The sequence below is a fragment of the Rhizobium sp. 268 genome (genome assembly GCF_036571585.1).
Lineage (GTDB): Bacteria > Pseudomonadota > Alphaproteobacteria > Rhizobiales > Rhizobiaceae > Rhizobium > Rhizobium redzepovicii.
The window spans coordinates 120742-133083 of sequence record NZ_JAPPSO010000009.1 but is presented as its reverse complement, the minus strand read 5'-3'; the positions used below and the strand labels follow the sequence as shown (position 1 = coordinate 133083).

12 protein-coding genes are annotated in these 12342 nt (G+C 61.9%); 4 read left to right on the top strand and 8 right to left on the bottom strand.

Going from position 1 to position 12342, the window contains the following annotated elements; all coding sequences use genetic code 11:
* Positions 1–118: 118 nt before the first annotated feature.
* Both OS035_RS18835 and OS035_RS18830 read right to left on the bottom strand, forming a co-directional pair.
* The gene (locus tag OS035_RS18835) at positions 119–709 is read right to left on the bottom strand and encodes a GDYXXLXY domain-containing protein (RefSeq protein WP_097625297.1); all 591 of its coding nucleotides are present in this window, start codon (positions 707–709) and stop codon (positions 119–121) included.
* Positions 706–1809 (bottom strand): DUF2157 domain-containing protein, encoded by a 1104-nt coding sequence (locus OS035_RS18830; RefSeq protein ID WP_331813980.1) that lies wholly within the window; start codon positions 1807–1809, stop codon positions 706–708. Before OS035_RS18830 ends, OS035_RS18835 begins: the two co-directional genes overlap by 4 nt.
* Before the next feature lie 871 nt (positions 1810–2680).
* Between OS035_RS18830 and OS035_RS18825 the strand changes: the two genes are divergently transcribed.
* From OS035_RS18825 to trmFO, 3 genes are all read left to right on the top strand, one after another.
* A complete protein-coding gene (locus OS035_RS18825) occupies positions 2681–2827 on the top strand; it encodes a DUF1127 domain-containing protein (RefSeq protein ID WP_331813979.1) in 147 nt (48 codons plus the stop codon).
* Positions 2828–3127: 300 nt separating this feature from the next.
* Positions 3128–3271, top strand: coding sequence for a DUF1127 domain-containing protein (locus OS035_RS18820; RefSeq protein WP_003539017.1), 144 nt, complete (start codon positions 3128–3130; stop codon positions 3269–3271).
* A gap of 107 nt (positions 3272–3378) precedes the next feature.
* Positions 3379–4812: a methylenetetrahydrofolate--tRNA-(uracil(54)-C(5))-methyltransferase (FADH(2)-oxidizing) TrmFO gene (trmFO, locus tag OS035_RS18815; RefSeq protein ID WP_331813977.1), complete on the top strand. Its 1434-nt coding sequence runs from the start codon at positions 3379–3381 to the stop codon at positions 4810–4812.
* A gap of 8 nt (positions 4813–4820) precedes the next feature.
* Here trmFO and OS035_RS18810 read toward each other — a convergent pair whose 3' ends face one another.
* The 5 genes from OS035_RS18810 to yajC form a co-directional block, all read right to left on the bottom strand.
* Positions 4821–5288, bottom strand: a complete 468-nt coding sequence (locus OS035_RS18810; RefSeq protein ID WP_331813976.1) for a hypothetical protein — start codon at positions 5286–5288, stop codon at positions 4821–4823.
* 71 nt (positions 5289–5359) lie between these two features.
* The gene (locus OS035_RS18805; RefSeq protein WP_097625293.1) at positions 5360–6217 is read right to left on the bottom strand and encodes a phytoene/squalene synthase family protein; all 858 of its coding nucleotides are present in this window, start codon (positions 6215–6217) and stop codon (positions 5360–5362) included.
* 2 nt (positions 6218–6219) lie between these two features.
* Entirely contained in the window at positions 6220–6606 is a 387-nt protein-coding gene (locus tag OS035_RS18800) for an Mth938-like domain-containing protein (RefSeq protein ID WP_012557491.1), read from the bottom strand.
* A gap of 4 nt (positions 6607–6610) precedes the next feature.
* Entirely contained in the window at positions 6611–9151 is a 2541-nt protein-coding gene (secDF, locus tag OS035_RS18795; RefSeq protein ID WP_331813975.1) for a protein translocase subunit SecDF, read from the bottom strand.
* Positions 9152–9195: 44 nt separating this feature from the next.
* The gene (gene yajC, locus OS035_RS18790) at positions 9196–9543 is read right to left on the bottom strand and encodes a preprotein translocase subunit YajC (protein ID WP_003573534.1); all 348 of its coding nucleotides are present in this window, start codon (positions 9541–9543) and stop codon (positions 9196–9198) included.
* A 203-nt stretch (positions 9544–9746) separates the two neighbouring features.
* Between yajC and OS035_RS18785 the strand changes: the two genes are divergently transcribed.
* Positions 9747–10619, top strand: coding sequence for an ATP-binding protein (locus OS035_RS18785; protein ID WP_331813974.1), 873 nt, complete (start codon positions 9747–9749; stop codon positions 10617–10619).
* Between the two features lie 123 nt (positions 10620–10742).
* Here the strand turns inward: OS035_RS18785 and OS035_RS18780 are convergent, their stop codons facing one another.
* On the bottom strand, positions 10743–12335 hold the full coding sequence (locus OS035_RS18780) for a peptidoglycan DD-metalloendopeptidase family protein (protein ID WP_331813973.1): 1593 nt from the start codon (positions 12333–12335) through the stop codon (positions 10743–10745).
* Positions 12336–12342: the final 7 nt, after the last annotated feature.

Below are 12342 nucleotides of genomic sequence, written 5' to 3'. Positions count from 1 at the left end.
GGCCTTCCGGAGCGCGGCGTCTCTATATCACCCGATTTGGTCGAGGCAAAGGAAAAATGAACGGGAAATGACAGGGATTTGCGGCCCGCAAACCGCGCTCATCCGACGAGCCGCCGGATCAGTAGAGCGGCTCGTCGTAAACCGGCTTGCCGTCAACGAGAAGACCGCGGATCTGCGCGCTTCCCGCCGGCGAGACGCGCACGGCGATTGCGACATTGCCGCCGTTGCGGGCCTCCTCGATCGGCTTGCCCTGACCTTCGGGAACGTAGTAGCGCTCGATGCCGTATTCGACGCGGATGCTGTCGCCGGCGGCAAGTCCACCGCTGTAGAAGGGCTGGCTGCGCAGGATCACGGTTTCCGGCAGCGGCGGCAGTTGGTGAAAGGACGATTCGATCACCGTCCAGAAACCGTCTTCCTGCTTCTTCAACCGAACCCATAACGTGCGCTCGCCGGGTTCTGCCGGAATGCCGCCCGAGACCGTCTGCACCGGCACCGAGGAAATGTCATAGTTCAAGACGACATAATCACCGCGCAGGAAATCGCGCGGGTCGACGGGCGCGGTCTTCAGCAGCACTTCAGCGCCATTGTTGAGGATCGACGCGCGGCTTTGGATGATCGTGCCGAGGATCACGGTCTGCAGGCCGGCGACGATGATTGCCGAAAGCAGATAACCCTTGCCGGATTGCAGCCTTGCCATCAGCGAGTTCATGCGCCCTCCCCCTGTGCATTCGCCGAAAAGCGCCGTTCAAGACGAATGACGATCCAGGCAACCAGCGCGACGACGAGACCGGAGAACAGGAAGAGGCTCGACGTGCCGAGGATCGAGCCAACGGTGACGGAAGCGAGATAAAGCATCTCGGCGGCAAAGGTCGTATAAGCGAGATAACGCACCGCGCCGTTGTCCCGGCCATGCAGAGCGATCGCCAGCACCGAGGCGGCAAGCGTCGCCACGCCCAGCACCACCAGCCGCCAGCCGTCCTCGATTTCGATATGCAGCAGCAGGAAGCCGATCGCGGCGACGAGGAAGCTGTAGAAGGCCGGGGCCGCACCGGCGCTCCGGACCAGGGAGGCGACAGACCGGGTAGGCAACGCCGTCAGGACGAAAGCCACCATGCCGCCGATCGCGAAGGCAAGCGCCACGGCGATCTCCTCGTAAAGCGTATAGAGCCAGGCAAGCCAGCCGATCAGCAGCAGATAGGCGAGATGGCGGGCCCGTTCGGCGCCAGTATACCGCACCAGCCCGATGACGATCGCCGCCATGACGGGCGCCATCCAGGGATCGAGCCCTATCCAATGCGTGTCGTAATTCTCGAGATAGACGGCAAAGGATGCCCAGGACAGGAAACCCGCGACGACGGCCACGGCACCCGAGCGGAACAGGATCGCCGAGATCGTCGCGATGGCGAACCAGAGATACATCACCGTCTGCTCGTCGCCGGAGAGATGATACATCTGTCCGACCAGAGAGATGGCGCCGCCGAAACTCATCGCGCCGATGATCAGCAAGCCGCTTGCCGCCGCTGACGCACCGCGGGCAAGCATTCGGGCGGCGGCAAGGTGTACCCCCCAGATCAGGGCAAGGATCACGCCGACGCGGATAAGCCGCGGAATGGCCTCCCAGTTGGAGGCGACGACCAGCAGGATGGCGGCTGCCAGCAGCACCGCCGCCAGCGCCATCAGCACCCGCCCAAGGCTGAAGCTTGCCGGGCGGCTGTCATATTCGGCAAGAAGCGCGCCTGCCGTTTCCTGCCCCAGCAGGCCTTTGCCCACCCAGAGGGAGAGATCCCGCTCCAATCTTCCGCGATACATGCTCCCACCCTTATTTCCGCGACGCTCGTTCCGGCGCTGCGGCTTTCGTCGTTATAGACGCAGCATCGAGGTTCGCAAACGTCCTCCCGACAAATATACAAATTCCTCATTGGTCTAAATTGGGGCGAGTATTAACCGGCCGCTAACGTCATTAGCGCTATTATAAGTGCATGTTCGAAGAGGTATGCATACTGCGCATATCCCTCATGAATTTATTGCACTGCAAAAATCCAATTAGTCATACTATTTAGAGATAACATCGAAGCACGGGGATGGCGCCCCGGCCCGGTTCTGCCGGATGCCCGCGGAATGATTGTCCGTGACGAGATTCGCAGCCGCGCACTCCTCCTCCCAAGCGCGATGCGATAAGACTGGCAACACTCCTCCTCCCAGTTGCCAGTCGTCATAATGCGCCCGCCGGATCCTCCCCCGGCGGGCGCTTTCTTGTGCAAGAACGCATTAAAGCATTGGCGTCCCAGGATTTCGGCCGGTTGATCCGGTCGTGCCACACCGCCGCCACCCCACCCTCGCAGAGGCTGCGGATACATGGGCGGCTGTCGATCCGAGGCGAAACGCCTCATTGTGGTGGACGCACAGGCGGAACCGCCGGAGGGAACAGCGCTTTGACGCAAGAACGCCCGTTCGGTGCGCCAGTCCAGATTGCTTCCCTCGGAATCATTTTGCCTATTCGTTGACCAAAAAACGGTAAGTCTTGGTCAATCACCCTTTGAGCATTGCATACTCCGCATAGGTGATCTGAAAACTTGGCTGTTTTCCTCTTTCGCGCCGCAACATATATTCGGGTCATCAAATAGAGGTCAGCGCCGATCAGTGGCTGCTGGCAGATCAAACCCTCGGAAAGGGGCTTAACATGAACTTCTCTCGCTCTTTCAATAACTGGCGCAAGTACCGTCAGACCGTCACCGAACTCGGCCGCATGAGCAACCGCGAATTGCACGACCTTGGCATCGACCGTTCGGACATCCAACGTGTTGCCCGTGAGGCTTCCGCCCGCTAGTTCAAGGCGATCGCTGCATCCTCCCAAGCAGTTCGTCCTCGATCGAAACGCCCGCTGTACCAACAGCGGGCGTTTTCTTTGTCCTACGCACTGCCGCTGTGGTTGCACGCCGTTAACCGTTTCCTTAGCCCGCTCAAAAAGTATCCACCGCCTAATTGGCAAGCATCACATTGCACAATTGCATAGCAGACGCCTTTTATTTGCACTGCACAAAAGCGCGGTTCTCGCCTATATAAACATCAACCGCAGAGAGATAGGCGATCCCGCCATCCAGCGGACATTTGTTTGAGGAAAAAGACAATGAACCCGATCCGCATTGCAAGAAGCTGGCTCAGCTACCGCCGTACGCTCAACGAACTCGGCGGGCTCTCGAACCAGACCCTGTCCGATATCGGCGTCAGCCGTTACGACATCCGCAACATCGCATCCCGCTCGTTCCGTTAATAGCCCGTCGCTAACAACGGGCTTGATGCTTCCAAGACGGCGCCTCAAGGCGCCGTTTTTGATTCCCGGGTGTTGGATCGTACCTGCCGACATGGTATCAGCCCGGAATGAACACGATCTCTTCCTATTCCCCCATCCATGTTGTCGGCGGCGGACTTGCCGGTTCGGAAGCCGCCTGGCAAATCGCCAGTTCCGGTATTCCCGTCATCCTGCATGAAATGCGCGGGGTGCGCGGCACGGATGCACACAAGACCGACGGACTTGCCGAGCTGGTCTGCTCCAACTCCTTCCGCTCCGACGATGCGACCAGCAATGCCGTCGGCGTCATCCACGCCGAGATGCGCATGGCGGGCTCGCTGATCATGGCGACCGCCGATCGCCACCAGGTGCCGGCCGGCGGCGCGCTCGCCGTCGATCGCGACGGCTTTTCCGAAGCCGTGACCCGGGCGATCCACGACCACCCGCTGATCACGGTCGTGCGTGAAGAGATCACCGGCCTGCCGCCTGGTGACTGGGATCTCGCCATCGTCGCCACCGGGCCGCTGACCGCACCGTCGCTCGCAAGCGCCATCCAGGCGCAGACGGGCGAGGATTCGCTCGCCTTCTTCGATGCCATCGCGCCGATCGTCTACCGCGAGAGCATCGACATGGATATCTGCTGGTATCAGTCGCGCTACGACAAGATCGGTCCCGGCGGCACCGGCAAGGATTACATCAATTGCCCGATGGACGAGGCGCAGTACAATGCCTTCGTCGACGCACTGATATCGGGTGACACGGTCGGTTTCAAGGAATGGGAAGGTACGCCTTATTTCGACGGCTGCCTGCCGATCGAGGTGATGGCCGAACGCGGCCGCGAGACGCTGCGCCACGGGCCGATGAAGCCGATGGGGCTGACCAATGCGCATAACCCGACGGTCAAGGCCTATGCCGTCGTGCAGCTGCGCCAGGACAATGCGCTCGGCACGCTCTACAATATGGTCGGCTTCCAGACGAAGCTGAAATATGGCGCGCAGGCGGAAATCTTCCGCATGATCCCCGGCCTGGAAAATGCGGAATTCGCCCGCCTCGGCGGCCTGCACCGCAACACCTATATCAACTCCCCCACCCTGCTCGACCCGTCGCTGACCTTGAAATCGCGGCCCGGCCTGCGTTTCGCCGGCCAGATCACCGGCTGCGAGGGGTATGTGGAAAGCGCCAGCGTCGGGCTGATGGCCGGGCGTTTCGCCGCCGCCGAACGCAAGGGCGAGGCGATCTCGCTGCCGCCGGCAACGACGGCGCTCGGCTCGCTGCTCGGTCATATCACCGGTGGGCATATCGTCACCGACGAGGAGCCGGGCAAACGCTCGTTCCAACCGATGAACATCAATTTCGGGCTGTTTCCGGAACTTCAGCCCGGATCGATCGTCAAGCCCGAGGGCGTCAAGCGTTTCCGCGGTAAGGACAAAACGATCATGAAGCGGCAGTTGATCGCGCGGCGCGCGCTTACGGACTGCGCCGCCTGGCTGGGCCAGAACTCGCCGCTCGCCGAAAGCGCCTAACTCGCTATTTAGTGCTTGTTCGCCGCCGAAATATGGTCGAACGGCAGATCCTTATCCGGCCCGGCGATATAGTTGCCGAGCAGCCAGAGCGCGACTTCCGCGGACTCCTTGGCGGAAGCGAATTCGAAATCGCCGTTGTGATGCGGCGCATCGAGGAAATCGATCACCAGGCCCCTGCCCGTTTGCGAGCTGACGACGCGCACCCGGCCCGGCTCGATCAGATGACAGGCGAAGTGGCGCGACATGTTGCGCATGAAGCCGGCCTTGTTGTCATGCAGGCGCACGAAAATGGCCTGGCCGTTGTCCGTCGCCTGCAACTGGCGGATCGCTTCGTTCGGAAATGCGCGGCCGAACTCGATGATGGCGAGGCCCGTGTCATGCAGGCCGTCTTCCTTGTTCTGCGCAGCCATGCGCGTTACCACGAAGGCAAAGAAGATGACGATGGCGAATAGAACGCACCAGACGATAATGCCCACGCCGAGTCTCCGTTCAAAAGGTAGCGGTTCAAGCCTTGTAACGCGCGAGACTTGCGCGAGTTTGACCGGTGTCAGATTTTTCTGCGGACGGCCGAAAGGGCCATACCGAGCTGGCGGCGCCATTGCGGCGGCTGCAGCGGCCGGTCGAACAGGACGGCGCCGAGCTTCTGCGCCCTGAAAAGCACGGGTTCGGCAAGCGTCGCCGGCAGGAAGGCCGGAAAGACCGCGGGCGCGATCGGCCCTGCCGCCCTTGCCTTTGCCAGATGTTCGCGACCGAGGCCGGCAAAGGCTTCGATGGCGGCGGAAATGCGCGGCCGGTCTTCGCCGGCAAGGAAGGTATCGCGGTTGAGACCGGTGGCGGACAGGATCTGCAGCGGAATATAGACCTGGCCGCGGCGGCGATAGAGCGGCATCAGCAGCAACAGGCCGGCGACCGCCTGGGCTACACCGGCATGACCGGCGGCGTCGGCCGATCCTGCGGCTTCCTCGGGCGAAAGCACCAGGCTTGCAAGCTGAATGAGGGCCGATGCGGTCTCGCCGGCATACCCTTCGAGCGACAGACGCGTTTCCATCGGATCGTCATAGAGATCGAAGGTGCGGGCCTCGATCATATCGATCAGCGTCTTGCGCGGCAGGCGGTGCGTTTCGATCGCCGTCAGAAGTGCTGAAGCGACGGGATTGGCCGCCGTCGAACCGTGGGCGCTGCCTTCCAGCAGGTCGCGCCAGTATTGCAGCCGCACCTCGCCGGGCAACGGCTCGTGCACGAGATCGCGAATGCGGGCAAGCTCGGCATTGAAGGCATAGAGGGCTGCAAGCGCGCCGCGCTTGTCCTCCGGCGACAGCAGGCAGGCAAGGTAGCGGTCGCGATCGCTGTCGCGCAGCATCGCCAGACAGATCTCCTGGTTCGTCGCCGTCTTCGCTTCAACCATCGTCAGACCGCAATCAGAGCCGCGGCGACGGCGCGCTGCTCGGCGAGCATGATATTGAAGGTGCGTACCGCAGCACCTGTGCTCATCGGATCGGAGGCGATGCCGCGCGCCTTCAACGCCTGCTTCAATGCCTCCGGCAAACGGCGAAGCTCGGTTCCGGTCCCGACGAGCAGAACCTCGATATCATCGGCCTCATCAAGCACACGGCGGAAATTTTCCGGCGATAGCGGTTTCGACATGTCCATGTCCCAGCCGTGAATGCCGGAGGGCAGGCAAAGGATCGAGCCGCGATGCGACATATCGGCAAAACGGAAGCCGCCATTGCCGTAAGTATCGATCGGCGCGCGCCCTGGAAAATGCGCGGCGCGGATTTCTATGCCTTTTGCCATGTTTTCAAACCACCGTGCCGGATTTTACACCAGCATCCGTCTTGTTGCTCTCTTCCCCGTCAGGGCTTTCCGGCCGCAGCCGGAAGACGATCAGCACAGGAGCGGCGATATAGATCGAAGAGAAAGTGCCGAGAGCGACGCCGAAGAGCATCGTAAAGGTGAAGGAGCGGATGACCTCTCCTCCGAAAAGATAGAGCGCGAGCAAGGCTAGCAGCGTCGTCGCCGCCGTCAGTATGGTGCGCGACAGCGTCTGGTTGATCGACGCATCGATCAGGATCGGCAGCGGCATCTTCTTGTATCGCTTCAGATTCTCGCGCATTCGGTCATAGATCACGACCGTGTCATTCAGGGAATAACCGACAACGGTCAGCACGGCGGCGATGCTCGTCAGGTTGAATTCCATGCCGGTCAGGACGAAGAGACCGAGCATGATGATGACATCATGCAGCGTCGCGACGATGGCGCCGACCGCGAACTGCCATTCAAAGCGGATCCAGATGTAGATCAGGATCGCCGCCAGCGCTGCCAGCACGCCGAGAGTCGCCATCATCGTCAATTCACCGGAGATGGCGGGGCCGACGACCTCGACGCGGCGAAAATCATAATCCTCCTGGAGCTCGCCGCGCACCAGCGTCGCCGCGGACTGCTCGGCATTCTCGCCGCCGCCCTGGGAGGCGATGCGGATCCGTGCGTTCGACGGCCCGCCGGCGCGCTCGACGCTGACCTCACCGAGATTGAGGTCGTTGAGGCGCGCTTGAAGATCGGCGAGGTCGGCATTGCCCTGCTTCGCCGTCACCTCGATGAGCGAGCCGCCGGTGAAATCGATGCCGAGACGCAGACCGGCAGTGGCAAAGGCGGCCATGGCGATCAGTGAAATGATCGCCGACGCCGTGAAGACGTAGCGGCGGATCCCCATGAACCGGATATTGGCGTGTTCGAAAAGATGGGTCAGAACACTTTTCGGCAGATGCCGGGGGTGGCGCCGCCGCAGCCAGACGGCAACGATCGAGCGCGTCAGCGTGAAAGCCGTGATGACGGTCGTGAGGATGCCGACCGCCAGCGTCACCGCGAAACCGCGGATGGATTCGCTGCCGAGGAAAAAGAGGATGATTGCGGCGATGAAGATCGTCACATTCGCATCGACGATCGTTGCGAAGGCGCGCGAGAAACCGCGGCCGGCAGCCTCCGCAAAGGAATGGGCAGTTTTTTCCTCTTCACGGATACGCTCGTAGATCAGAACGTTCGAGTCGACCGCCATGCCGACGATGAGTACGATGCCGGCAATCCCGGGTAAGGTGAGCGTCGCGCCGGCTAGGCTGAGCACCGCGACGATGAGGATCAGGTTGAAGACGAGCGAGACGACGGCGATGACGCCGAGAATGCGATAGAGCGCGATCATCAATGCCGCGACCAGCACGACGGCGACGAGGCCGGCAATGAGGCCGGAGAAGATGGAGTCAGCGCCAAATCTCGGGCTGACACTGCGCTCCTCGACGCTCGTCAGCGTCGCCGGCAGAGCACCGGCGCGCAGCATGATCGCCAGGTCGCGGACGCCATCCTCGGAGAAGTTTGCCGAAATTGCCCCCTCGCCGCCGGTGATCGCCGCATCGATGGCCGGTGACGACATCACCTGGTCATCGAAGACGATGGCAAGGTGCTTGCCGATATTCTGCCCCGTCACCTCAGCCAGCCGCCGCGTTCCTTCGGCATCGAGGCGGTAGGCAATCGAGCTATCCTGGGTCTGCGGATCGACGACCGGCTCGATACCGACCATGTTGCTGCCCGTGACGAAAGCCGTGCGATCGACGAGATAAGGAACCGGCGGATCGTCCAGCGAATAGAGCACCTGCGATGTCGCCGGCCAGCGGCCGTTCAGCGCCTCCTGCCCCGACATGCTTGCGTCGATCAGATGAAAGGAAAGCTTGGCCGGCTGGTTGAGGAGGTTTTTCAGCCGCTCCGCATCGACCGATCCCAGCACCTGCACGACGATCCGGTCGGCACCATCGGGGCGAACGAGGAAATTCGCATGGCCGAATCCAGCGATACGGCGGGCAACGATATCAAGCGACCGAGTCCGGGCGGAAGCGACGTCGGCGGTAATGCCGGCGTCGGAAATCTGCAGCGAGAGTTGCCCGTCCTCGTCCTGCCGCAGCGCGACCTCCGGTCCGGCACGTCCGCCGGGCGCCGTCAAAGGCTTCAGGAGATCGACCGCCTTTTGCGTCTCAGCCGGATCGGTGATCCGGACGGTGACAGTCTGGTCGTTGCCGGTCAGCCCGGTATAGCGGATGCCGGCGCCGCGCAGCGTGTTGCGGACATTGGCGACCGCCTCTTCCAGGCGGTCCTTGACGATATCGGAACGCTCGACCTTCAGAACAATATGCGAGCCGCCCTGCAAATCGAGACCGAGCGTTAAGCGGTCCTGCCGCAGCCAGCCCGGCAGCGAGGAACGCTGTGCCTCGCTCAGCAGATTGGGCGCAGCGAGGACGATGGCAGCAAACGCGGCCAGCCAGATCAGAAGTGTTTTCCAGCGGGAAAAATGCAACATTCTCTCGACGATCTTCCGATCCGGCGGTGCTGCCGGTTCGCTTGTTACGCTGCGTCGGCCTTGACGGGTTCACCCTTGACGCGCACATCCGAAATACCGCTGCGGACGATGCGCACACGAACACCATCGGCAATCTCGACTTCGACTTCCTTGTCGTCAATAACTTTGGTGACTTTACCGACGAGACCGCCACCGGTGACGACCTGATCGCCGCGACGGATCGCCTTCAGGGTTTCCTCACGCTTCTTGGCCTGTGCGCGCTGCGGACGGATCAGCAGGAAGTACCAAACGACCATCAGCGGCACGAACAGGATGATCATTTCGAAACCGGAGCCGCCGAAACCGGTTGCGGTATCGGTGGCACTCTGGGCGAATGCCGGGGTGATGAACATGCTAAACTCCTCAGGCTTGGCGGCGGAACTCCGCCTCATTTTTCAGGTTGCCGGACTATAATTGCCGCTTCGATGAATGCAACAGAAACAGCCCGAAACAGTACCGATTCCGCTGCCTCATAACCTTTCCGCCGGCAAAACGCCATGCTACCCCGCATCGAAAGATAAAGCGGATTGCCGCAGCAAGAAATCAGGAGCTTGCGATGACCGAGGAAATCAACACCGCGCTTCTTGCCGAGCTGAAGCGGCTTGCGAATGCCGTCGAGCGCCTTGCCGGACCAGCGCCTGCCGTCAACGATTGGGATGCGGCCGACTGTTTCGTTTGGGCGCCATCGCGCCTGCATCTGCAGCCGGTGAAGAAGCCGAATCGAGTGGCGCTGAAGCTCATCCGCGGCGTCGATCATGTGCGCGACATCCTGCATGAGAATACAGTGCGCTTCGCCGAAGGTTATGCGGCGAATAATGTGCTGCTCTGGGGTGCGCGCGGCATGGGAAAATCCTCTCTGGTCAAGGCCGTGCACGAGGATGTCAGGTGCGAAAGCGGCTCTGCGCTGAAGCTGGTCGAGGTCCATCGCGAGGATATAGCGAGCCTGCCCAACCTGCTCGACCTCGTGAAGGACACGCCGTACCGCGTCATCGTCTTTTGTGACGATCTCTCCTTCGACCACGACGACACCGCCTACAAGTCGCTGAAGGCGGCACTCGACGGCGGCGTCGAAGGGCGGCCGGACAATGTGCTCTTCTACGCCACATCGAACCGGCGCCATCTGCTGCCCCGCCACATGATGGAAAACGAGCAGTCGACGGCGATCAATCCGTCTGAGGCCGTCGAGGAGAAGGTTTCGCTATCCGACCGCTTCGGTCTCTGGCTCGGCTTCCACAAATGCAGCCAGGAAGATTATCTCGGCATGATCGACGGCTATGCCGACCATTTCAAGCTCGGGCTCGAACGCGACAGGATGCACGCCGAGGCACTGGAATGGGCAACCACGCGCGGCGCCCGCTCCGGCCGTGTCGCCTGGCAGTATATCCAGGATCTGGCCGGACGCATGCGCGTCCATATCGAGCGAGGTTGAAGCGCGTCGCGCTCTTTCAGATCCGTCGTTGCCGCAAAACCGCAGCACACTTTTGCGCGACATGCCTTAAATGACAAAAGCCCGGCGGGTGGCCGGGCTTTTGCGCTTCCTGGGACGCTGTACCTATTCCAGGAAAGTCATCGGGTTGACCGGGGATGCGTCCTTGCGCACCTCGAAATGGACCTGCGGCTGCTTGACGTCGCCGCTCATGCCGGAGACGGCGACGGTCTGGCCGCGCTGGATCTTCTGGCCTCGGGCGACGCTCAGCGTATCGGCATTTCCATAGACGGTGACGGTGCCGTCGTCATGACGGACGAGAACAGTGTTGCCGAGTTCCTTCAGGCCGTTGCCGGCATAGATGACAACGCCGTTTTCGGCAGCCTTGATCGGCGTTCCCTGCGGCACCGAAATGTCGATGCCGTCATTGCGGTTGCCGTTGACGTTGGCGCCGTATGAAGCAATGACCTGGCCGCGGACCGGCCAGCGATACTTGCCGATGCCGGTCGATTCCGGTGCGGCGGAGCTGACATCGGACTTCTTTTCGACATCGTCGACCGTCTGAGTGGCGACCGGCGCCTTGTAGGGTGCGGGCTCGACGGAGGCCGTCTGCTGGGCGGGCGCCGTTTGAGCTGGCTTCGGATCGACCTTCTGCGGCTGGATCGATGCTGTCTTGATATTGTCGGCGGTGCCGTTCGGGATCTTCAGCGCCTGACCGACCCTCACCGAGCTGGCTGACAGATTGTTGGCGGCCTTGAGATCGTCGATCTTGGTGCCGGTCGCCTTGGCGATCTTTGCCAGCGAATCGCCTTGCTTGACGACATAGGTGCCGGCAGGCGCTTTCGGATCCTTGCCGGCGCCGGGCGGAAGCTTGCCGGTGGCATCGGCGCTCGCCATGGTCTTGTCGCGAGCGGAATTGGCGCCGGGAACGACAGCGACGTTCTGCTCAGGCGCCCTTACCGGTTCCGGCATCTTGCCGGGCTTGGAGAGGTCAGCCGCCTGCGACGCTGCCTTGACAGCGTTGCCGCCATTGAAGGTCGGGATCAGGATCGCCTGGCCGGGCATGGCGGCGGAAGCCGTCTTCAAGTTGTTGACCCGCAGGATTTCCTTTTCTGGAACACCGAAGCGCCTGGATAGCGTGGCAACGCTTTCACCCGGACGCAGCGTCACGGAAGGGGCATTGGTCCCGGACCAGCCGGAAACCTTCGGCGTCGTGCCCGTCGTAAGGGTATCAGGCGTCAGCTTCGGCGCGGTCGGGGCCACCAATCGGTTTTTTTCGGCCTGGGGCGCTGAAGGGAAAGGCTGGGCGAGCGCGACTTCCTTTTCCCGTTGCCGGACCGGTGCAACGGCGCTCGGAGCTGCAAGCTCGGAACGCTGCACCGCAACCGGCGCGGAAGCCATACGGGCGCTCGACGTGCGGACCGGATCATAACTAGGGTTCGACGGGTAAGGCTGGTTCAGTGCGCCATTGCCGCCGCCATAACCCGACTGACTTGCAACGGCGGAGCCGCCGAGATCGGCGCGCGGCACCGGATCAGACTGAGCGCCGCCCCTGCGCGGAATGGAACTTGTGGTGATCTGATCCTGCCCTGAGGAGGAAAACAAGCCGCCAAACCGTGTCACATCGGAACTGCAGCCCGTTGCGGCACTTGCCAGCAGGCCCACAACCAGAAGATTACCGGCCGACTTCCCGAACTTCGGCGAAAGACTGAAACGCATTGACTCG